The following is a 23,799-nucleotide window of genomic DNA, read 5'->3' on the forward strand; positions in this document are numbered from 1 at the left end:
CAGCTGCCTGTATGCACGAAGCCATGCACCTGATGCAGGGGAATAAGCCTGGTTCTTCCCTTTTGCATCATCGTATACAATCCAAAAATGAATGGCGGAATATAAATTCCGCAAACATCCCATGTAGGGGCGTATCGCATACGCCCGAATGCGTCAACTAATCCACGTGGATGTTTTCGGGCGTATGCGATACGCCCCTACAGTTTATTGGGAAAATACGGTATCCATATTGCGAAAAGCCCCATGCGGCTTCTTTGTTCATTCGTTCATTTTTATTACATTTGCAAAAACCTATAAACAATGTAATAATATGAAGCTCAGAAACCTCTTGCTGGCAGGCTTGTTGTGCCTGCTTCCCTTCTCTCTTTTTGCAAACCCTATCAAAGGACTATTGGAACGAATCGAACTGGGAGCATCTAAAAAATTCATCATTCAGCTCCAGAAGAACGCAGATACCGACTTCTTCGAATTGGACCAAAAAGGAAACAAAATTGTGGTACGCGGAAACACCTACGTAAACATTGCTTCCGGTCTGAACTGGTACTTGAAATACTATGCCGGCATCCACCTTTCGTGGAACAACATGACGGCAGAACTGCCCGCTTCTCTCCCACCCGTCACCAAGCCCGAACGACATGAAACCAACCTGAGCCTGCGCTACGACTTCAACTATTGCACCTACTCGTATACCATGGCTTTCTGGGACTGGGCACGCTGGGAAAAGGAAATCGACTGGATGGCACTGCATGGCATCAACCTTCCGCTTGCCGCCGTGGGACAGGAATGTGTATGGCGCAACATGCTTGCCAAACTGGGCTACACAAAAGAAGAAACCAACCGCTTCATTGCCGGTCCGGCGTTCCTTGCCTGGTGGGCGATGAATAACCTCGAAGGATGGGGCGGGCCGAATCCCGACAGCTGGTACACGCAGCAGGAAGCCTTGCAAAAGAAAATCCTGAAACGGATGCGCGAATACGGTATCGAGCCGGTACTGCCGGGATACTCGGGCATGGTTCCTCATGACGCTCACCAGAAACTGGGACTGAACGTGACCGAACCGGAATTGTGGAACGGTTTTACCCGTCCGGCATTCTTAATGCCTACCGACAAGCGGTTTGCCGAAATCGCCGCCCTCTATTACGAGGAACAAGAAAAACTCTTCGGCAAAGCCAACTACTATTCAATGGATCCTTTCCACGAATTAGAGAATGCCGGAGAAGTTGATTTCGATGCAGCCGGCAAGGCGGTAATGGATGCGATGAAGCAGGTCAACCCGAAAGCCGTCTGGGTGGTGCAAGGCTGGACCGAGAACCCGCGTCCGGAAATGATGAAAAACCTGAAGAACGGCGACCTGCTTATCCTTGACCTCTTCAGCGAATGCCGTCCCATGTGGGGCATCCCTTCTATTTGGAAGCGCGAGAAAGGATACGAGCAACACGACTGGCTGTTCTGTATGCTGGAGAACTTCGGAGCCAATGTTGGGCTGCACGGGCGCATGGACCAACTGCTGAATAACTTCTACCTTACCAAGAACAACCCGCTTGCCGCCCACCTGAAAGGCATCGGCCTGACCATGGAAGGCAGCGAAAACAATCCGGTGATGTTCGAACTGATGTGCGAATTGCCGTGGCGTCCCGAGAAAATCACCAAGGAAAGCTGGCTGAAAGAGTATCTGGCTGCCCGTTATGGAGCAAAAGACGAAAAGATAGAACAGGCATGGATGATTCTTGCCGATGGCATCTACAACTGTCCCTTCGGAAACAACCAGCAAGGACCTCACGAATCCATCTTCTGCGGACGTCCCAGCATGAACAACTTCCAAGTATCGAGCTGGTCGAAGATGGAAAACTATTACGATCCTACCTCTACCGAGGCCGCCGCACGCCTGATGCTGGAAGCAGCCGACAAGTTCCGTGGTAACAACAATTTCGAATACGACCTGGTGGACATCGTGCGCCAGGCACTTGCCGACCGCGGACGAATCGTCTACAATCGGGCGATAGCCGACTTCAAGAGCTTTGACAAGCGCAGCTATGCACGCCATTCGAAAGAATTCCTCGACCTCTTGCTGGCACAAGACCGCCTGCTTGCTACCCGTAGCGAATTCCGCGTAGGACGCTGGATAAACCAGGCACGCAGCTTGGGCAACACACCCGAAGAAAAAGACCTGTACGAATGGAACGCCCGTGTGCAAATCACTACATGGGGCAACCGCGAGTGTGCCGACAAAGGCGGCTTGCGCGACTATGCCCACAAGGAATGGAACGGTATCTTGAAGGACTTTTACTACAAGCGTTGGGCGGCATGGTGGGAAATGCTGCAAGGCGTATTGGACGGCGGAGAGATGCAGGACATCGACTGGTACGCCATGGAAGAGCCGTGGACCTTGCAGCACAATCCGTACAAGGCTGAAGCGGAAGGCGACTGCATCGACACCGCCCGCGAAGCAATGTCGCTTCTCACCACAGATTACACAGATTAATATAATTGAAACGCAGATTTTTCGCAGATTAAGAAGCTGTTTTGAATTTCTCCAAAAAGTTTTTCTTGGCTTGATGCATCCGTTTTCGTGTGTGCTTTGGGCGATTTTTTGGTCCTTTCCGCTCCTGTTCTTCGTCAGATAGCCCGCTATCTTCCTCATCACAGAAGCGAAAATGCCTCAAAAACTCATCCCAAATCATCGCACGATAAATTCAAAACAGCTTCTAACGCAGAATAGACAGACAAATAAAATGACAATCTGCGTTTCAATTTAATAGAACCATTTATATGAAACAACGGCTTCTCTCTCTCGATGTCCTGCGGGGCATCACCGTATTCGGCATGATTGTGGTCAACAATGCCGGAGGGAAATATTCGTACGACTCGCTCCGCCACTCCGTTTGGAACGGACTGACGCCGTGCGACCTTGTGTTCCCCTTTTTCCTCTTCATCATGGGAATATCCACTTACATCGCTCTACGCAAATTCCAGTTCCAACCCTCCCCTGCCGTCCTACGGAAAATCATGCGGCGTACCCTGCTCATCTTCCTCATCGGTTGGGGTATCTACTGGTTCGAGTTTGCGTGCGAAGGCGATTTCCTGCCCTTTGCCCATATCCGCATCCTGGGCGTGCTGCCGCGCATTGCTTTGTGCTACGGCATTGTCTCGCTGCTTGCCCTTTACGTACGCCCCAAAGGACTGGCGTGGATAGCCGGTATCCTGCTGTTAGGCTATGCGCTCCTACTCCAGTGGGGAAACGGTTACGCAATGGATTCTACTAACATCCTTGCCATCTGGGACACAAAGGTCTTGGGTTACGAGCACCTGTACCATAAAAGCCCCGTCGACCCCGAAGGGCTGACCAGCACCCTCGCTGCCATCGCCCACACGATTATCGGTTTTCTCTGCGGACGACTGATTATGGAGACGCAAGACTTAGGACAGAAAATTGTGAAGCTTTTCGTTGCCGGATTCCTGCTGGCTGCTGCCGGATTCCTGCTAGTGGAATGGTTGCCGCTAAACAAGCGCATCTGGTCGCCCAGCTATGCCCTCGCCACGTGTGGAATGGCAGCGATGCTCCAGGCTACGCTGCTTTACTTCATCGACGCACAAGGGAAGAAACGCTGGTGCCGCATCTTCGAAGTATTCGGGGTCAATCCGCTCTTCCTCTACGTGCTGAGCGAGCTGACCGCAGTGGTGCTCAACGTCACGGAGTGCAAGCCCGCCGTCTACGGAGCCATCCACAGCGTCATCGGCAATCCTTATGTAGCCTCCGCCGTTTACTCCCTGCTCTTCGTGAGCGTAATGGGAGCCATCGGATATCCGTTGTACAAGAAAAAGATATATATTAAAATATAAGGAGTTAAAGGAGTTATCACTCCGCTTCGCTCCGTTAGGAGTTAAAAGACAATACCGTTGCAAATGTGAGCCATAACAAGACTATTGGCTTTTAACTCCTAAGCCCGCTAAAGCGGGCGATAACTCCTCTAACTCCTTCTAACTCCCTAAAAAACATCAACGCCATGAAACGATTCAATCCCAACAGCCTTTGGGTTTTGCTGCTGACGGCATTCCTGCCGTCATGCACATCCCCAACTATTCCGGACAGATTGAGCTGTATCGACACCCGTGTGGGAACAGCGGCCAGCGTCACCCGCACAGCCGGCATGTTCGGCAAGCATACCGAAGAATACGGACAGACTCTGCCCGCCGTACTCGAACCGAACGGCATGAATTTCTGGACACCACAGACACAAGACACCGAACTGAAGTGCATCGCCCCATATTACTACCGCGACTCGCTGATGCAAGGCTTCCGCAACTCGCACTGGATAGTGGGCGGATGCACGCAAGACTATGGCTCGATGACCCTCGCGGCACTAAGCGGCACGCTGCGCTGCACACCCGAAGCACGCGCCACACGCTTCTCGCACGACGATGAGACCGCAACCCCCTCCTACTACGCCGTAACCCTACCCGACGAGCACCTGCAGGCAGAGATGACCGGACGCTCGCGTGCCGCTATCTTCCGCTTCACTTACGAACAAAAAGGCAACGCCTACTTAGTGGTCAACCCCAACAGCGACGAAGGCGAAGGCTACATCGAAATCGATACGTTGAACCGACGCATCTACGGCTACAACCCCGTGCACCGCATCTACCAAGGCTGGGGCGAAGCGGCAGGCTACAGCGGACACTTCGTCATCGAATACCAGAACCAGCCCTCCGCCTTCGGCACTTTCCGTGGCGACAATCTCTTCGCCAACCAGACCTGCATCCAGTCGGGACAAGGCATCGGCGTGTACGTGCAGTTCGCCGTGACGGAGGGCGAAACGCTGCTGGTGAAAGCCGCCTCATCGTTCACCGACCGCGAAGGCGCCCTGCGCAACCTCGCCGCCGAAATCCCGCACTGGGACTTCGACCGCACGCGCCAGGAGCTTTCCGACATCTGGGAGCGGCACCTGGCAAGCATCCAGGTAAAGACCGGTGACGAGACCGCCCGGCGGAAGTTCTACACCGCCCTCTACCACGCCTCGTTCCTGCCCCGCGCCTTCAGCGATGCAGACGGACGCTACCCTTCGTTCGCCACCGGCAAGCCCATCCGCCAATTGCCTGAGGGTGAGACTTATTACGAAGACTACAGCCTATGGGATACCTACCGCGCCTTGCATCCGCTCATTAACCTCCTCCACCCCACCCGTGGCGGACAGATGATGCAGTCGTTGGTACATAAATATGAAGAGGGGGGCTGGCTTCCTATCTTCCCCTGCTGGAACAGCTATACGGCAGCGATGATAGGTGACCACTGCATTGCAGCCCTTGGAGACGCCTGCGTGAAAGGCATCCGTAATTTCGATGTGCAGAAAGCCTACGAAGGGATGCGCCGCAATGCTTTTGAAAGCCCTGCCACGCACGAAGAATACGTCAACGGAATGGGCCGCCGCGCTCTGCAGTCGTACCTCCAGTATGGCTACATCCCATTGGAAGACAGTGTGCCCGATGCTTTCCACGTCCGCGAACAAGTATCGCGTACGTTGGAATACGCTTACGATGATTTTGTCCTTGCCCAAGTGGCGAAACACTTAGGCAAGACAGAGGATTATGAGACTCTGATGCGCCGTGCGCAAAACTACCGCAACGTCATCGACCCCCGTACCGGATATGCGCAAGGACGGCATGCCGACGGCACTTTCCTGAATGAAAACAACGCTTTCGGATTCGCCAAGTTCATCACTGAAGGTGCCCCTTGCCATTATACATGGTACGTTCCTCACGATCCTTATGGACTAATGGAATGCATGGGCGGGCAAGAACAGTACATTGCCAAGCTTGACTCGATGTTCAGCCAGAACCGTTATTGGCACGGCAACGAACCTTGCCACCAAGTGGCTTTCCTGTTCAACTACTCCGGCCAGCCGTGGAAAACCCAGCGGGCAGTACGCCACATCATGCAGACCGAATACCTTGATGCACCCGGCGGCCTTTCGGGCAACGATGATGCCGGACAGATGTCAGCATGGTACGTCTTTGCCGCCCTCGGCTTCTATCCTGTCTGCCCCGGCACGCCCTACTATGCCCTGGCAAGCCCCTCGTTCCAAGAAGCCGCACTGACCTTGGAGAACGGAAACACATTCCGCCTCCTGGCACCCGAAGCCTCTGCTGAGAATATCTACATCCAACGCGTCACCCTCGACGGCAAGCCCTATACCAAGAACTACATCAGTCACGAAGACATCCTTCGGGGCGGCACCATGGAGTTCGAAATGGGTCCGGAGCCTGTTCCCGGCTGGGGGAACAAGCCGGAAGACTGTCCGCCAAGAGCCTTCTGAGAGGTAGAAAATGCGAGGCGAGGGGTCGCCGCGCATTTTCCGACACCCCGAAGGTCTCCGGCGAGGGTCCGGTGCGCATTTTTGTAGTGATTTAAGTAAGTATGCAAAATGAAATGATATTATCAGAAACACAGATTTTCGCAGATTAGCGCAGATTCTTTTAATTTACGATTTGACAATTTACTATTCGAGCATTAAATCGTATTTCGTAAATCGAAAAATAGTAAATCAAAAGAATCCGCGCTAATCTGCGTTAATCTGCGTTTCTGAGCTGACACATTATATAAACTAATTCTCAACATCTACTTATAACCGAATTATTCACCTAAAAACCAATTTTGATATGACTGGAATCTTTAAGACAAACCGACTGCTGCTTTTCGTGCTGGGCATCTGCCTCCTCGGCTCGTGCCAGACGAAGCAAACCAATGTGTACAACATCCTGGACTACGGAGCCACGGGCGACGGCACCACCGACGATGCCCCTGCCCTGCAACGCGCCATTGACGCCTGCTCGAAGGCAGGAGGCGGCACGGTGCTCGTCCCTGCCGGACATACCTTCTTGTGCAGCCCCTTCCAGCTCGCCTCGTATGTCGACCTGCATCTTGAACCCAATTCGTGCCTGCTGGCGAACCCTAACGAGAGCGTCTACACCGAAAGCGCATTCGGCGAAAACCGGGGCGAAGGGATGATGTGGATTAGCGGCAAAGGACTGAAAAACGTGTCCATCACCGGAACGGGAACCATCGACGGCAACGGCGTGGCATTCATGGGCAAGGAACTGGAAGACTCGTACGAACTGAAGCCCGTGACCGACTTCGACCCGCGCCCGCACGTGCTGACACTGACGGATGTCGAGAAGCTGGTCATCCGTGACGTGACCATCCGCAACAGCGCCTACTGGACCGTACATCTCATCGGCTGCCGTGACGCTTCGATAGACGGCATCAGCATCCTGAACAACCTGAAAATCCGCAACGGCGACGGCATCGACGTGGACCATTCGAAAGACGTGCGCATCGCGAACTGTTTCATCGAGTCGGGCGACGACTGCATCTGCCTGAAGAACCGCCGCGAATTCGAGCAATACGGTCCCTGCGAGGATGTAGTGGTGAGCAACTGCACAATGACCTCGCGCTCGTGCGCCATCAAGATAGGGTCGGAAAACATGGACAGCATCCGCCGCGTGCTCTTCACCAACTGCATCATCAAGGACAGCAACCGGGGCATCGGTATCCAGAACCGCGACGAAGGCACAGTAACCAACGTAGTGTTCTCGAACATGATAGTAGATTGCCGTTTCTTCTCCGACGTGTGGTGGGGAAAGGCTGAAGCCATTTACGTCACCTCCTACCCACGCGCCGTAGGCAACCACAAGGATGCCGGCTGGCGTTTCCCGAAAGGAGCGACAAAAGGCGCATGCGGCGAGGTGAGCCACATCTACTTCCATAATATCCGCTGTACGAGCGAAAACGGGGCATTTGTAGGCGGCGACACACCCGAAAAGGTAAACCACATCTACTTCGACCAAGTGTCGCTCTCGCTGCAAAAAAAGACCGCCTACGAGGGTGGTATCTACGACAAGCGTCCGTGCGACGGCGAAGGCTTCGTGCGTGGCAACACGTACGGCTTCTACATCGACACGGCTTCGGACATCCGGCTGCAGTCGTGCAACGTAGCATGGGGCACTCCCCGCCCTGACCATGCGGCAGACAATGTGAAAACGGTCAATGCCACGGGAGTGAAGGTGATGCCGTAAGCACCGTCAAGTTATACCTAAAGTTTCCGAAAACACGAATGCCCGTATTGGCAATCACAAACGCTTACATCAGCAAATGTAAACGCTTGTATCGGCCAATACGGGCATCTGTATAAGAAGCCCAAAAGAGGCGGTGCATGATGTACCGCCTCTTTTTATTGAAAAAACATATTAAAATTCAGCCTACGGCTGTTTGTCCTTTTTACTCGGTAAACCAACGCGGGTCGCCGATGCCGTTCAAATCATCCAGCAAGAGCGTGAAGTCGCCGTTTTCCGGATCGGTAAACACTTCTGCAGAAGTCGCTTCAGGCGAAGTCACATCTACATCGAAGTCATTGCTGCTGAACACGCCATCGGTAGTCTTGAAAGAGTTGACAACCGTAACCGTGCCATCGGTACGGATGCCTCGTCCCGGAGTCAGACCGAAGAGAGTATTTTCTACGTTGACATTCGTGCTGTTTCCATTCGCATCTACCAGGTAACGGCTGGCATTGTTCGGTGCATTATAGAAGGTCACTCCGTTGAAATTCACTTCTGACAAGGCACATTTGCCTGCCTGGATAAAGTTATGCCCTACATTACTGAACGTAGAATTTGTTACGTTGATAGCACCAATGGTATACGCTGCATTGTCCACACGGAATACGGCATAGCCACCTGAACCGATGTTGGTAACCACACAATTGTCAATCGTGATAGCGTTGAAAGTCACAGCATCCGAAGCCTGCAGACGTACGATGCTTCTGTTCATGTTATCTATCATACAGTTAGTCAGCGTAAAGTCGCCGATAGCGGCACCGTTGCTTTCGTTTACCAGATACTGGCAGCCGTCGTCTACAATCGTCACTCCTTCGAAACGGATATATCCGTGCGTACCTCCGATTTCAAGCGACTTCTGGAAACTCAGCACAGGACGTTCGCCCGGTAATGCAAAGAACGTAACAGACATGCCTTCAGGTATTGCCAGCCCAGTCGCTTCGCCTGTCTCCTCATCTACTCCATGTACCTCCATCGCAGCACCGCCCGGAATACCCAGCGTCAGGCTGTAGCTTGATGCGCCTCCGGCAGCGGCTTGCGCCTGTGCGGCGAGGTCGTCAATCAGCACTTGGTCAATCAGCGTAACGCCTTCTTCCAGCGAAATCTTCAAGTCAGCGTCAGGCATCGGCGGTGTGGTGATAGCACCGATTTCGCCACGCTTCGTTGTTCCATTATAGATAACAAACCAGTATTCGGTCTGCGATTCCAGCCCACTGATGGTGCATGCACTTGCCGCGCGGTCGTCTGCTGTTATCTGATAGGTTTGAAGAGCCGGTTCACCGGCATCGAAAGCCTCCTCAGAAGCGTACACGTCAATATGTGTAACCTCGGCATCAGCCAGCCAAGTCAGGCGCACCGTGCTTTCAGTCAAGTCTGCCGATGCCACAGAATTGAAAATCTGTTCACCATCGGTTTCAAACGAACGGCGGTCCCCATCTTCGAAATAACTCCACAATGAAGGAGGCGTACCATTATTCGAGAAAGCTTTCATACGGAGAAAATAAGTAGTTTCACCGGTCAGCCCTTCCAGGATGTAAGGCGATTCGCGTACCGTATCAATCCGGGAACCTTGATGATAGTCTTCTTGATAAAGACTGTCTGTACTCAGTTCCAGGATGTAATAATCCACGCTTGAAAGACGGTCGAAAGTTACTTCGGCTGTAGTTGCCATAGCCGAAACCTGTATGTCCTGTGCCCCGAACAGACGGTTATAGCTGCTGTCGGTGCCCCAGTCATTGTCATCCACGCAGGCGGTCATTCCTGCAGAAAGAAGACCTGCCATGAATAGATATTTATAGTTGGTTTTCATATTCATATCATTTTAAAATTGGAGATTAATTAAATCCGTAAGAGTTCTTCAAGTGCCCGTTAGAATCGTTGATAGTCGTGGTATGAATAGGCCACACGTGACGGTTAACCACCGGTCCGGCAGCACCTTGGAAACCAGCATATTTATCGTAGCTGATAAGGCCGCTGCTGATGTAATTGAGCGCATCGTACGTGCTGTTGTCATCAGGAATCACCCCGTCTTTCTTCACATTGCCCCAGAAGCTGACGCTCTTATAATCGTTGGTACTTTCCGGTTCTTCGTACCAGCATACACTGGAATAGTCTACCAGATACCAAGGGTCGGCACCTGCACTTTCCTTATAATACAGGTCTGCCACATACTCATCATTTTCAATGGCGTGTTTGTAAGAATCAAGCATTTCCACGGTCTTGTCTATCAGCAATCCCCAGCGGATAAGGTCGTACTTACGTACAGCTTCACCTGCCAACTCCCAAGCACGTTCATCCACGATAGCGTCGAAGAACGACTCCTTACTTCCGGCTGCCTGGGCTACATATTGTGAAACCTTTTCGGCATTTCCGTTAAAGGCACGGCTGCGCACTTCTGCCAGAGCTTCCATAGCCGACTTACCACATGTCCCGCTACCGTTAGGCCCGTAAAGTTCGTTTACCACTTCGGCATACATCAGCAATACGTCAGAATAACGCATCACTACCCAGTTGATGCCATAACCGGTCTTTGTACTTACAGCAGCATTTTGGGCACGCCACTCTTCCGTCATCTTACGTACATCCCATTTTGCCACATAAATGCCGAAAGGAGCATTCGTAAAGGTCTGCGTAGCAGTCACATCACGCAATTCGTACGGTGCACAAGTTATGTCACGGCGCACATCTTCCGGATCGAACGACATAAAGAAAGGAGCAGTCAGCTTCACTTTTCCTGATGAATTGCTGAAGCCAAACGGGCTACCCGCCGTATTGATACGCACACCTGCCGTATACCCCATCTCACCTGAATAATTCAGCGTGTGCCACTTCGAAGATGTTCTCGTAATACGTCTGGTCCAGTGTCAACTGGTTGATACGATACCATTCATCTTCATAACTGGGATTCAACTGGTGTCTGCCACTGGTGATGATGGCATCCAAGCAATTCAAGGCAAGTTCATACAGTTCGCGGCGTTTCTCATCACCCGGGCGCATTGTCGGATAAGTAGGGTCACTGTATCCCAACTGGCCTTCACGCTTCTCGCTCAGGTTTACATAACCTTCTTTGGGTGTCTCACGGATGGCATAACCGGCTTCAGCCAATGCGATGCGGGCAGCCAGTCCGTATGCGAAACCTTTGGTACAATGCTCAGAAGTATAACCTGCCTCTCCTACCCACGGCAACAGTTCGGCAGCTTCCTGCAAATCCACCAGCAGAGAGTCCATGATGACATCACGGTCTGTCTTTTCCAAATAAAGATTGGAACCGTCACTTTTGGTGGATTCCATCTTCATGGGCACATCGCCGTAATGCTTGATTAAGTCGAAATACACCATGGCACGCAAGGTAAGTGCTTCACCCAAATAGTAGCGCATGTTTTCATTTTCACGGATTTCGGAACCGCGTATGCCCTCGATAACCAAATTGGCATTCTCGATAATCTCGAACATTTCGCTCCAGTTATTTGCCAAGCGGTTCCAATTGGGAGCATTGTAGCTGCAAAGACCGCGTTCGGAATCTGCCGTAGTAGTTTCTTGCGTCAAGGCATCTACCAGTTCAATGTCGCTGTTGGTAGAAAAGTTCAACGGAATACGGCATCCGTAAGTGTGGTCTAACACAAGTCCGGCATATACTTTGTTCAAAGCTTGTTGGGTATATCCTTCCGTATTGTATACCGTTTCGGGAAACATTTCAGAAGGAGACGTCTGGTCCAAGAAGTCGGAGCAAGATGTCAATGTTGTGGCAAAGGCCAAGCCTGCCAGTGCCCATGTCTTATATATATTTTTCATATTTCAATCCTTTTTTCAGGTTTTTAGAATGTAACGTTGATACCTCCAACAATAGAGAAGCTCTTGGGATAAGCCGCATAATCCACACCCGGAGTCATCGGAGTGCTGGTACAGCAATCCACTTCAGGGTCTACTCCCGAATAACCTGTAAAGCAGAACAAGTTATATCCTGTAGCATAGATGCGTACATTTTGCATCAGCATCTTCTGGCTCCATGCTTTCGGCAAGGTATAACCGATAGAAACGGTCTGCAAGCGCAAGAAAGACGCATCTTCCACATCCCAGCTGGTAAGGGGACGTCCGGTTACGGTAGCCGGGTTATAAATAGACTTTCCGCTGTTCACGCCATTGATATAGTCATAATAAGCCTGTTCGCCATGAGCGGCAATGTAGTCATTGGCAAAATTACGGTTCATCATATTTTCGCCTGTAACAGGGTCTACGCGCGACCAACGGTTGGCCATTGTAAAGTTATTGTTCACATTATAGTGTTGGCGTGAGCCTTCATAATAACTTGAAGCGGCTTTTGTTCCGTTGATGATTTGACCTCCCAATTGATAATTAAAGAATACCGTAAAGTCAAAGTTCTTCAGGAAACGGCCGTTCAGTCCGAAACCACCAATCACGGGCTGAATGGTATTGCCCAAACGGACTTTATCATTGGCATCGATAACACCGTCGTTATTCACGTCTTTCAGCTTCATCGAACCCGGTTCCAATGAACCTGTTACAGTACCTAATCCATGAGTTACAGGATTTCCTTCCGCGTCTGTACGGATTGCCCATCCCGTGCCGTTCCATTGCAAATCATCGGTTGTATACACACCATCGTAAATATAGCCGTATACTTCACCCAGCCGTCCGCCTTCTTCCAGATAGAATTCTTCCTGACTGATAACACCCGAACCAGACCAACGGCTGCTTTCCCAAGTAGCCCCGCCAGGATACTTGTCAATCTTGCCACGGTTGTATGCAATGTTGAAGCTGAAGTTCAATCCCCAGTCGTTTTTATCGGCAATCACAATGTCCGTCATAAACTCGATACCCCTGTTAGAAGTCTGCCCTACATTCTGATACTGATAACTGTATCCGGAAGCCCCCGGAAGCGTCTGGCGCATCAGCAAGTCTTTTGTCGTATTCCAATAAGCATCGATGCTACCGGTTATGCGGCTATTGAAGAAACCGAAGTCAATACCGATGTTGCGGGTTATGGTAGTTTCCCATTTCAAGTCAGGATTAGAAAGCATGTCACCGCGTTGCAACATCGAAGCTGCCGATTCACCGAAGTAAATGGTGCGGTCGCTCGTGCTACCCAGCGAATAAGTCGTATACATGTATTTGGCATCAATGCGGTTGTTACCTGCTGTACCGAACGAAAGGCGGAGTTTCAGGTTGGAAAGCCAATCGCTCGCTTTTTTCATGAATGATTCTTCGCTGATGCGCCATGCCAAAGCCACAGAGGGGAATACACCCCAACGGTTGCCGTCGGTGAATTTGCTGGAACCATCGGCACGGACCGTAGCGGTCAGCAAATAACGGTCAAGCAATGAATAGTTGATACGTCCGAAGAAAGAAGAAGTATTATCCTTAATACCAATATAAGTTTCAGTGGGCAATGCCGTTCCGTTACCCATAGAGGCAAGCACCTGGTCTACCGTATTGTCGGTCGGGAAGCCTACCGAAGTCATATTGGTATCATCATACCATGAACTGGTCATTTCCTGACCAATCATTACGTTAAACTTATCTTGTTTTGCCAACAGGTTCTTATGGTCGTATGTCACCGTATTCGCCAAACGCCATTCCTTTTGGACACGCTTGGTCAGATATGCCTGAGGCTGGCCGGAATAACCGAACTTCGAATTGGCGGTAGCTTTGGCTTCCCACACCTGGTCTGTGTTATTATAACGCCATCCGTATCCGTATTCCGAACGGAATTTCAAGCCTTCTATCGGCTCCCATGTCAGGCTGGCATTGGCATTGTTCTGCAGACGGGTCTGCTTCTTATAAGTCGCGTTAATACGTTCCAACGGAGTAAAATCCGTATTACCGGTATCCTCGTCCACAAAGTCTTCCGAAAGACGGGTTATCGGACGATAGATGGTACTGCGCGCCACGATTGAGTATGCCTTACTGCTCTCCTGTGTATCAGCACCACCACTCAAACCGTCAATTTCCGTATACGAGAAACGGTCGTTCAAGTCAAGCGTCAACCACTTGTTCAACTTGGTCTGCAACTTTACGGTAATATTGTTACGTGCATAGCCCGACCCGATCATGACGCTCTTTTCGTCATTGCGTGAATAGCTGACCGCATATTTGGTTTCTTTCGTACCACCGTTTACACTCACGTTGTATTGTTGCTGGTTACCCGTACGTCCGAAAAGCTCTTCCTGATAGTTAGTCCCTTCTACCGATTTCCAGATGTCCAAATCCTGATACAAACCGTAATTCGTTCCGTCCTGGTTCAGTTCCTGCTGGTACATCACATACTCATACGGGCTTAACACACCTACTTCGCCTACCCGCTTGCGTATACCGAAAGATGCACCGAAATTGACTTGCGGCTTCCCTTCGTGTCCGGACTTCGTAGTAATGATAATAACACCATTGGCTCCTTTAGCACCGTAAATAGCGGTAGAAGAAGCGTCCTTTAACACATCGATGCTTTCGATATCTGCCGAAGCGATATCACTGATACTGCTTACCGGAAATCCGTCCACAATATATAAAGGAGAGTTATCCTGCGACAAAGAACCACCTCCACGCACACGGATTTTCACTTCAGCATCGGGAGATCCTTCCGTGGTTGTGATAGATACACCCGGCATCTTACCAGTCAATGCTTCCGACACATTGTTTACAGGTACGGCTGCCAATTGTTCCGCGTCAACCGAAGCGATTGAACCGGTCAAGTCCCTCTTTGACATTGTTCCGTATCCGATTACCACCACTTCGTCCAGCAGCTGGGCATCGTCTGCCAATGTAATGTTAAATGTAGTTTGGTCATCCACCTTGATTTCCTGAGTAGCATACCCGATATACGACACCACCAGCGTACTTCCTGCTTTCACGTTCGGAATAGAAAACTTACCGTCGAAATCGGTAATCGCTCCCGCAGTAGTACCTTTCACTAATACGCTTACTCCAATCAGCGGCTCACCTGTGCCGTCTACAACCGTACCGGTCACCGTCTTTCCCTGAGCAAAGGTAACGAGACACAGCATAGCCAGCAATAGCGTAGCTCCTGCCCTACGAACTAAATTTGCTAAATCCATAAACTAAATATTAAGTTGAGTATTAAAAATAAATCCAGTCCTTGCGTCTACTCTGAAAGGACACGAAGAGAAAATATCTTGGAAGAAAGTGCATTCTCCCCCTTTTATCTGTCCGCATGTGCCTTTCATAATAGTAGGCTTAACTTCGTTCCACATTTGGGTAACAAAATTATAGCAAATATTATGAAAGAAGGTGAAATAGTTGGTTATTTGTGTGGAAAAATTAATTTAAAAAGAGCAGAATCAGATAGATATTCCACACACTTGTACTCCTAGATACGATTGTGCCCTGCCAAGAATACATTTTTATTACCGCACGGTTCCCTCCGCACGAGAGGCCGTCCGAAACGCAACTAGTTTCATAAGCCTATGAAGCTAGTTGCAATGCCCAATGCAGCCATATCCATCAGCCACCGGATAAGCTTCATTTCGACTGGCATTTTGAGGACATTCATTCAGAAACTGTTTTGAATTTATCGCCCAAAGCACACACGAAAATGAGAAGCTGTTTTGAATTTATCGTGCGATGATTTGGGATGAGTTTTTGAGGCATTTTCGCTTCTGTGATGAGGAAGATAGCGGGCTATCTGACGAAGAACAGGAGCGGAAAGGACCAAAAAATCGCCCAAAGCACACACGGAAACGGATACATCAAGTCAAGAAAAACTTTTTGGAGAAATTCAAAACAGCTTCTGAATACATCAAGACGAAAAAAACTTTTGGTAGAAATTCAAAACAGTTTCTCAGTTTTTTATTTCGTCCGGTCCACCACATAATCTACATAAGCGGTGAGTGCCGCACGGAGCGACTCGTCCGTCTGGGCAGGAAGCAAGCCAAGTGCCTTGTCACGGTAATCGTGCATCACCTTGTCGGCATACTTGATGCCTCCCTCACGCTTCACGTAAGACACGAAAGAAGCAATTTCCTCCTGTGAGGCTTTCAGCGAACGGATGCGCAGGGCCAGTTCTCGCGTCGCTTCATCCGCCTGATGATTGAGTACATACAAGGCAGGCAGGGTCAGTTTGCCTTCCAGCATATCATTGCCCGTAGGCTTTCCCAGCTCCTCGTTCTCGAAATAATCGAAAATATCATCCTTTATCTGAAAAGCAATGCCGATCATCTCACCGAAAAGAGCAGCATTGCCTACCTCATCAGTCGAAGCTTTTGCCGACAGGGCACCGCTCTCGGCACTTGCCGTAAAAAGGGCAGCCGTCTTCTTGCGAATCACGTCAAAATAAACCTCTTCGGAAAAATAAGTATTGCTGGTATTTGCCAATTGCACAATTTCACCTTCAGATAAGTTCTGTCCCAAGCGGGCCACCAGGTCCACCAGTTCGATTTCTTTTGTATAAGCGGCATGACGGAGGCTCGTAGCAAGCATATAATCGCCCACCAATACCGAGACACGGTTATCATACAGCGCATTGACCGACGCTTGTCCGCGCCGCTTGTCGCTCTTGTCAACCACATCGTCGTGAACCAGACTTGCCGTATGAAGCAATTCCAACGACAAAGCCGAATGCAACGTGGCGGAATTGATTTCGCCATAAAGTTTCGCCATCAACAATACCAGCATGGGGCGCATCATCTTCCCGTTACGCTTCCGGATATAGCCCAGCACATCGCCCAGTATCGGAGCGGTACTGGTCAAAGCGGTATCGAAAAGCATCTTAAATTCGCTCAGTTCCCTTTCTATCGGTTTCCTGATTAGTCCTATCTTGTCCATTAGAGATTTATTTGGGCACAAAAGTAATAATAAAACATCGAAATACGGTGTTTTTTTGTACTTTTACGTTCAAAACATTAAATATTTTACACGAATGGAGAAACTTTTTCTACTGGACGCATACGCTTTGATTTACCGGGCATACTATGCTTTCATCAAAAATCCCCGTATCAACTCGAAGGGATTCAATACTTCCGCCATCATGGGCTTCGTCAATACACTGGAAGATGTGTTGAAGAAAGAGCAGCCCACACACATTGGAATCGCCTTCGACCCTGCAGGTCCCACGTTCCGCCACGAGGCTTACGAACAATACAAAGCCCAGCGTGAAGAAACACCCGAAGTCATCCGTCTCTCGGTGCCTATTATAAAAGACATCATCCGTGCCTACCGCATCCCCATTCTTGAGGTAAGCGGATACGAAGCCGATGACGTCATCGGAACCCTTGCCACCGAAGCCGGACGGCAAGGCATCACCACTTACATGATGACGCCCGATAAAGACTACGGGCAGTTGGTATCGGACAACGTCTTCATGTACCGTCCCAAATACGGCGACAAGGAGTTTGAAGTAATGGGAGTCGAGGAAGTCAAAGCCAAATTCGACATACAGTCTCCTGCACAAGTCATCGACATGTTGGGACTGATGGGCGATACCGCCGACAACATCCCCGGATGCCCGGGCGTGGGCGAAAAGACTGCCCAGAAACTGATAGCCCAATTCGGAAGCATCGAAAACCTGCTCGAACATACCAGTGAGCTGAAAGGTGCCATCAAGACCAAGGTAGAAACCAACCGCGAACAAATCCTATTCTCCAAATTCCTTGCCACCATCAAGACCGATGTACCCATCCGCCTCGATATGGACGGGCTGAAACGGGAGGAGCCGGACAAGGAAACGCTCAAGCGGATATTCGAAGACCTGGAGTTCCGGAGCTTGCTCGACCGCGTGGTGGGAACCGATAAGAAAACCGCCGCTCCCCCACCCTCCGCGCAAGGCGATCTCTTTGGCTTTTTTACGCCCGAGAGTACGGAAGCTCCTGAAAATTCAAATCTCACAAGGCTTGACGACCTTGCTTTCGACTATCAACTCATTGATACAGAAGAGAAAATCAACCAATTATTACAAAATATCCTGACACGGAAGGTTTTCAGTCTGGATACGGAGACCACCGGAACCGACCCGATACGTGCCGAACTGGTGGGAATGAGCTTCTCGTATACCGAAAACCAGGCATTTTATGTTCCCGTCCCTGCCGACCGCACCGAAGCACAACGCATCGTGGATAAATTCAAGCCCGTCTTCGAAAACCCGCAAACATTAAAAGTGGGACAGAACATCAAATACGATATGCTGGTCTTGGCGAACTACGGAGTAGAATTGCAAGGCGAAATGTTCGACACGATGATAGCCCACTATGTGCTCCAACCCGAACTGCATCACGGAATGGACTACCTTGCCGAAATCTACCTGCACTACGAAACCATCAAGATAGAAGAGCTTATCGGCCCGAAAGGAAAGAACCAGAAAAACATGCGCGACCTCGACCCTATTCATATATATAGGTACGCGTGCGAGGATGCCGATGTCACCCTGAAGCTGAAAAACGTATTGGAGAAAGAATTGAAGCAAAACGATGCCGAATCTCTTTTTCGCGACATCGAGATGCCTCTTGTCCCCGTATTGGCTTACATGGAGCGGAATGGCGTGCGCATCGACACCGAAGCCCTGAAGGAAACCTCGCGCCATTTCACCGCCCGTATGAACCAGATAGAAGAAGAAGTGCACCGCCTGGCAGGTGTGGAGTTCAACATCGCCTCTCCCAAGCAAGTGGGCGAAGTGTTGTTCGACCGCCTGAAAATCACAGACAAGCCCAAGAAGACCAAGACGGGGCAATATGTCACCTCCGAAGAAGTGCTGGAGAGCCTGAAGGGAAAACACGAAATCGTAGCAAAGATTCTGGAACACCGCGGATTGAAGAAGCTTCTCGGCACCTACATCGATGCCCTGCCCCAGCTTATCAACCCGCAGACAGGCCATATCCATACCTCGTTCAACCAGACCGTGACCGCCACGGGACGGCTTAGTTCGAGCAACCCGAACCTGCAAAACATCCCCATACGCAACGAGGACGGGAAAGAAATCCGTAAGGCATTCATCCCCGACGAGGGTTGCGAGTTCTTCTCGGCCGATTATTCACAAATCGAGCTTCGCATCATGGCGCACCTCAGCGAAGACCCGCACATGATAGAAGCCTTCCGCGAGAATCAGGACATCCATGCCGCCACCGCCGCCAAGATATATAAGGAAAAGCTGGAAGACGTGACCCGCGAGCAACGGAGCAAGGCGAAAACCGCCAATTTCGGCATCATTTACGGCATCTCGGTATTCGGACTTGCCGAACGTCTCAACATCGACCGTAAGGAAGCCAAGGAGCTGATAGACGGGTATTTCGAAAACTATCCGCACGTAAAGGAATACATGGACAAAAGTATCCAGTCGGCACGCGAAAAAGGCTACATCGAAACCATCTTCCGCCGCCGCAGGTATTTGCCCGACATCAATTCACGCAACGCCGTAGTGCGGGGATATGCCGAGCGCAATGCCATCAACGCCCCTATCCAAGGAAGTGCCGCCGACATCATCAAGGTAGCAATGGCGCGCATCTACCGCCGCTTCCGCGAAGAGGGAATCCGTTCGAAGATGATTCTCCAAGTACACGATGAACTTAACTTCAGCGTCCTGCCCGAAGAAAAGGAAAAAGTGCAACAGATTGTGATAACTGAAATGGAGAGTGCTTACAAAATGAAAGTTCCTTTGCAAGCCGACTGCGGTTGGGGTCAAAATTGGCTGGAAGCGCACTAAGGATTCGCAATAGTTAACATATCTTTATTTGCTAACATTTTGCTAAAATCGAATAAATTTTTAGCCGAAATGTTAGCTCATATCAAAAGTTTCACTACCTTTGCAGCGTAATCAAAAACAAAAAGATAGTAAACCCTTAAAAACTTAAAGATATGAAAGCAATGAATTTATTGAAGAGTATTTTTGTTGTAGCTTGCATTTTCGTAGCAAACCTTACAATTTCCGCTAACACACCGGAAGCGAACCTGATTTACAACACCGAAGAAGTGGATGGCGTTAAGATGTCGGAAACCGTTTACAAGATGAACGAAGGCATCCTGACCAACTACGAGAAATATAACTATAAGTACAATGACAATAAACAAGTCATTGAAAGCACATTGATGAAGTGGGATGCAACCCGCAACGACTGGCGTAACCACATGTGTATCAAGTATTCATACGCTGGAGACAACGTAACCATCGAATACTACAAGTGGAATAAAGGCAAGAAAGACTTTATCCTTGTTCCGGAAATGACCGTTACGGTACAACAATAAGCAGCACATAAACAAACATATTTTCATAAACTCTCAACAATCCGAAAGAGACGCCTCGCGAGGAAGCGTCTCTTTTTGTTTTTAGCGTCCTTAAAGTATAGATTCATACCAAATAAAGCCTCATTAAGTTACGATTTGTAAGCAATCAGTCTATTCTTTCTCGTTTCACCCATATACTTTTCTTGAATCAACCTGCATCCTTTTACGTCCTCCGTCCCAAGGATATACATCCTCCGTTCGAAGGATGTGCGTCCTCCATACCAAAAACATACGTCCTCGGGACGGAGGACGTAAAAAGAAGCTGGCTATGCAAGTAAATTTTGCATAACAAATATCAGAGGTGTGCCGATATGCCAAAAGAAATGACTATATTTGCACCCTAACGTAATACCTCAATCATGTCAGAGAAAGAATTAAACGCATACCGCTTCAGTCCGGAGCAGGAGCCTACGGACGAAATGCTGGAACAAATCATGAGGGAAGTTGCCGAGGAAGCGAGAACGAGCAACCAAAAGGCGACGGAGGAGCATTTCATGCAAATGCGGCAAAACGTTTTGACAAAACAAGCAAAATGGGCGAAAGACATAGAAAACATACGGAATGGACACAAATAAACGCTTACCGGAAATGATTGTAATAGCCGGACCTAATGGCTCAGGCAAGACATCCGTCACTCAAAAGTTCCTGCATCACGAATGGGCGGAAGGCACGCTATACATCAATCCGGACGAAGTGGCTAAAGATAAATATGGCGACTGGAACTCACCGGAAGCTGTACTAAAAGCAGCTAATTATTGCGCCGAGCTACGAGAAACATGTTTATCGGAAAGAAAAAGCTTTGTGTTTGAAACCGTAATGTCCGCCGAAGATAAAGTCGCATTCATCATTAAAGCCAAACGGCAAGGCTTCTTTATCCGTTTATTCTTTATCTCGACTTCACACCCCTCTATCAATGCGGCAAGAATTGCCAACAGGGTGATGAAAGGGGGACATGACGTGCCCATCACTAAAATCATTTCGCGCTATTTCAAGTCCATAGAAAATTGCAAGACCGTAGCACCGATTGTGGACCGCCTTTATGTGTACGACAATTCCATAGACGGCGAAGATGCCAGACTTCAATTCCGCTTGGTCAATGGCGAATTAAAGAAAATGTATGTGACCGAAGTGTCTGAATGGGCGAAAATCCTATTACCAGATGCCCGATAATAAGAGGCTTCTATGTAAATAATCGGAGTGCCCTGCCCGATATGCCAAAAGAAATGACTACCTTTGCCCGTTGAAACAAGCAAGAAATCAAAACAATAAAAACAATATATCATTATGGCTTTACAATGTGGCATCGTCGGTTTGCCGAACGTGGGCAAATCTACGCTTTTCAATTGCTTATCAAACGCAAAGGCTCAAGCAGCCAATTTCCCTTTCTGTACCATCGAACCGAATGTGGGCGTAATTACCGTTCCCGATGAACGCCTCAACAAATTGGCGGAATTAGTCCATCCGGGACGCATCGTGCCTACTACCGTAGAAATCGTAGACATCGCCGGACTGGTGAAGGGTGCCAGCAAAGGCGAAGGACTGGGCAACAAGTTCTTGGCGAACATCCGCGAAACAGATGCCATCATCCACGTGCTGCGTTGCTTCGATGATGAAAACGTGACCCACGTAGACGGTACGGTAAATCCGGTACGCGACAAGGAAATCATTGATACCGAACTCCAGCTGAAAGACCTGGAAACCATCGAAAGCCGTATCCAACGCGTACAAAAGCAGGCACAAACCGGAGGTGACAAAGCAGCTAAACAAACCTATGATGTACTGGTGCGCTACAAAGAGGCACTGGAGCAAGGCAAATCGGCACGCACGGTACAGTTCGAATCGAAAGACGAACAGAAAATAGCGCATGACCTGTTCCTGCTCACGGCAAAACCGGTGATGTACGTATGCAACGTAGACGAAGCCAGTGCCGTAACGGGCAACCAATATGTAGAACAGGTGCGCGAAGCCGTAAAGGACGAAAATGCCGAGATATTGGTCGTTGCAGCCAAGACCGAAGCCGACATCGCCGAACTGGAGACGTATGAAGACCGCCAGATGTTCCTGCAAGAAGTGGGACTGGAAGAATCGGGCGTGAACCGCCTCATCAAGTCAGCATACAAGCTCTTGAACCTGGAAACATTCATCACCGCAGGCGAAATGGAAGTCAAGGCATGGACATACCACAAAGGATGGAAAGCCCCGCAATGTGCCGGTGTCATTCACACCGACTTCGAAAAGGGCTTCATCCGTGCCGAAGTCATCAAATACGAAGACTATATCCAATACGGAAGTGAAGCCGCCGTACGCGAGGCTGGCAAGCTGAACGTAGAGGGCAAAGACTACGTGGTGCAGGACGGCGACATCATGCACTTCCGCTTTAATGTGTAATCCGTTTTTTCACCACAGATTACACAGATTTTTCTATTTATTATAATAATGGCAAGCGAGAATAGTGTTATTATTGTCTCTCTTTGATTTTTAATAGAATAAAATCTGTGTAATCTGTGGTGAAAACCTCAAGAACTTAAAAAACTCACCATGAAATACTTAGTAGTAGGAACAGGGGGCGTGGGAGGCTCTATCGCCGGATTCCTCGCTCTGGCAGGCAAAGACGTGACCTGCATCGCACGCGGCAAACACCTGGATGCCATCCGACAAAAAGGGCTTCACCTGAAATCAGACTTGAAAGGCGAACATTTTCTTCCCGTGAAGGCTTATACCGCCGAAGAATTCGAAGGAAAAGCCGACGTGATTTTCGTATGCGTGAAAGGATATTCCATCGACTCTATCAAGGAAGTATTAGAACGTGCTTCCACCCCCGAAACGCTGGTCATCCCTATCCTCAACGTGTATGGCACCGGACCGCGCATCGGAAGGCTTGTGCCTTCGGTACACGTGCTCGACGGATGCATCTACATCGTAGGATTTGTTTCGGGAGAAGGCGAGATTACCCAAATGGGAAGCATCTTCCGCCTGGTGTTCGGCGCACGCCCTGAACAAGGCATTTCCTGCGAACAATTGAATCAAATAGCCGAAGAACTGCGTGCGTGCGGCATCAAAGTAGACGTATCGGACGACATCAACCGCGACACCTTCATCAAGTGGGCATTCATCTCCGCCATGGCATGTACCGGAGCCTACCACAATGTGCCCATGGGCGAAGTGCAGCACGAAGGCGAGGTGCGCGATACCTTTATCGGATTATCGCAGGAAAGTGCCGAAATCGGGCGTAAACTGGGTGTAATCTTCCCCGAAGACCCCGTAACGTATAACCTGAAAGTCATTGACAAGCTCGACCCGCATAGCACCGCCTCGATGCAGAAAGACATTGCCCGCGGACACGAATCGGAAATACAAGGCTTGCTGTTCGATATGATTGACTTGGGCGAACGGCTGGGCATCGATTTGCCGACGTATCACAAAGTGGCATTAAAATTCAAGAAAGCATAAGAA

At 49.7% G+C, this 23,799-nt stretch carries 16 protein-coding genes; 10 read left to right on the plus strand and 6 right to left on the minus strand.

The genetic code is table 11. The features are described 5' to 3' along the window. The first annotated feature begins 310 nt into the window (after positions 1 to 310). Positions 311 to 2,482 (plus strand): alpha-N-acetylglucosaminidase, encoded by a 2,172-nt coding sequence (locus H9625_RS04745; RefSeq protein ID WP_191763196.1) that lies wholly within the window; start codon positions 311 to 313, stop codon positions 2,480 to 2,482. Between the two features lie 28 nt (positions 2,483 to 2,510). Here the strand turns inward: H9625_RS04745 and H9625_RS04750 are convergent, their stop codons facing one another. Beyond that, the gene (locus H9625_RS04750) at positions 2,511 to 2,681 is read right to left on the minus strand and encodes a hypothetical protein (RefSeq protein ID WP_162608482.1); all 171 of its coding nucleotides are present in this window, start codon (positions 2,679 to 2,681) and stop codon (positions 2,511 to 2,513) included. An 88-nt stretch (positions 2,682 to 2,769) separates the two neighbouring features. Here H9625_RS04750 and H9625_RS04755 point away from each other — a divergent pair, with 88 nt between their 5' ends. The 3 genes from H9625_RS04755 (at position 2,770) to H9625_RS04765 (ending at position 8,070) form a co-directional block, all read left to right on the plus strand. Then, entirely contained in the window at positions 2,770 to 3,840 is a 1,071-nt protein-coding gene (locus tag H9625_RS04755; protein ID WP_191763198.1) for an acyltransferase family protein, read from the plus strand. 164 nt (positions 3,841 to 4,004) lie between these two features. Next, positions 4,005 to 6,311, plus strand: coding sequence for a GH92 family glycosyl hydrolase (locus H9625_RS04760; RefSeq protein ID WP_191763200.1), 2,307 nt, complete (start codon positions 4,005 to 4,007; stop codon positions 6,309 to 6,311). A gap of 343 nt (positions 6,312 to 6,654) precedes the next feature. Further along, positions 6,655 to 8,070, plus strand: a complete 1,416-nt coding sequence (locus H9625_RS04765; RefSeq protein WP_191763201.1) for a glycoside hydrolase family 28 protein — start codon at positions 6,655 to 6,657, stop codon at positions 8,068 to 8,070. Between the two features lie 202 nt (positions 8,071 to 8,272). Here H9625_RS04765 and H9625_RS04770 read toward each other — a convergent pair whose 3' ends face one another. The 5 genes from H9625_RS04770 to H9625_RS04785 all read right to left on the minus strand — a co-directional run bounded on the left by H9625_RS04770 (position 8,273) and on the right by H9625_RS04785 (position 16,902). Continuing rightward, positions 8,273 to 9,916 carry a DUF5123 domain-containing protein gene (locus H9625_RS04770; protein ID WP_191763203.1) on the minus strand — a complete coding sequence of 548 codons (1,644 nt, stop codon included), beginning with the start codon at positions 9,914 to 9,916 and terminating at the stop codon, positions 8,273 to 8,275. A gap of 25 nt (positions 9,917 to 9,941) precedes the next feature. Next, positions 9,942 to 10,907 carry a RagB/SusD family nutrient uptake outer membrane protein gene (locus H9625_RS17950; RefSeq protein ID WP_317173075.1) on the minus strand — a complete coding sequence of 322 codons (966 nt, stop codon included), beginning with the start codon at positions 10,905 to 10,907 and terminating at the stop codon, positions 9,942 to 9,944. Between the two features lies 1 nt (position 10,908). Continuing rightward, positions 10,909 to 11,898 carry a RagB/SusD family nutrient uptake outer membrane protein gene (locus H9625_RS17955; protein ID WP_317173076.1) on the minus strand — a complete coding sequence of 330 codons (990 nt, stop codon included), beginning with the start codon at positions 11,896 to 11,898 and terminating at the stop codon, positions 10,909 to 10,911. Between the two features lie 23 nt (positions 11,899 to 11,921). Beyond that, positions 11,922 to 15,176 carry a SusC/RagA family TonB-linked outer membrane protein gene (locus H9625_RS04780; RefSeq protein ID WP_087212452.1) on the minus strand — a complete coding sequence of 1,085 codons (3,255 nt, stop codon included), beginning with the start codon at positions 15,174 to 15,176 and terminating at the stop codon, positions 11,922 to 11,924. Between the two features lie 751 nt (positions 15,177 to 15,927). Then, positions 15,928 to 16,902, minus strand: coding sequence for a polyprenyl synthetase family protein (locus tag H9625_RS04785; protein WP_191763205.1), 975 nt, complete (start codon positions 16,900 to 16,902; stop codon positions 15,928 to 15,930). A 94-nt stretch (positions 16,903 to 16,996) separates the two neighbouring features. Between H9625_RS04785 and polA the strand changes: the two genes are divergently transcribed. The 6 genes from polA to H9625_RS04815 all read left to right on the plus strand — a co-directional run bounded on the left by polA (position 16,997) and on the right by H9625_RS04815 (position 23,796). Beyond that, the gene (gene polA, locus H9625_RS04790) at positions 16,997 to 19,768 is read left to right on the plus strand and encodes a DNA polymerase I (RefSeq protein ID WP_191763207.1); all 2,772 of its coding nucleotides are present in this window, start codon (positions 16,997 to 16,999) and stop codon (positions 19,766 to 19,768) included. A gap of 152 nt (positions 19,769 to 19,920) precedes the next feature. Further along, complete coding sequence (locus H9625_RS04795; RefSeq protein ID WP_022040529.1) at positions 19,921 to 20,307, plus strand: DUF3836 domain-containing protein; 387 nt, start codon at positions 19,921 to 19,923, stop codon at positions 20,305 to 20,307. A gap of 398 nt (positions 20,308 to 20,705) precedes the next feature. After that, on the plus strand, positions 20,706 to 20,921 hold the full coding sequence (locus H9625_RS04800) for a hypothetical protein (protein ID WP_191763209.1): 216 nt from the start codon (positions 20,706 to 20,708) through the stop codon (positions 20,919 to 20,921). Then, positions 20,908 to 21,516 (plus strand): zeta toxin family protein, encoded by a 609-nt coding sequence (locus tag H9625_RS04805; RefSeq protein ID WP_191763211.1) that lies wholly within the window; start codon positions 20,908 to 20,910, stop codon positions 21,514 to 21,516. Before H9625_RS04800 ends, H9625_RS04805 begins: the two co-directional genes overlap by 14 nt. A 114-nt stretch (positions 21,517 to 21,630) precedes the next feature. Beyond that, positions 21,631 to 22,734 (plus strand): redox-regulated ATPase YchF, encoded by a 1,104-nt coding sequence (gene ychF, locus H9625_RS04810; RefSeq protein ID WP_191763213.1) that lies wholly within the window; start codon positions 21,631 to 21,633, stop codon positions 22,732 to 22,734. A gap of 150 nt (positions 22,735 to 22,884) precedes the next feature. Continuing rightward, the gene (locus H9625_RS04815) at positions 22,885 to 23,796 is read left to right on the plus strand and encodes a ketopantoate reductase family protein (protein WP_191763215.1); all 912 of its coding nucleotides are present in this window, start codon (positions 22,885 to 22,887) and stop codon (positions 23,794 to 23,796) included. Positions 23,797 to 23,799: the final 3 nt, after the last annotated feature.

Source organism: Phocaeicola intestinalis, assembly GCF_014837065.1.
GTDB classification, from domain to species: domain Bacteria; phylum Bacteroidota; class Bacteroidia; order Bacteroidales; family Bacteroidaceae; genus Phocaeicola; species Phocaeicola intestinalis.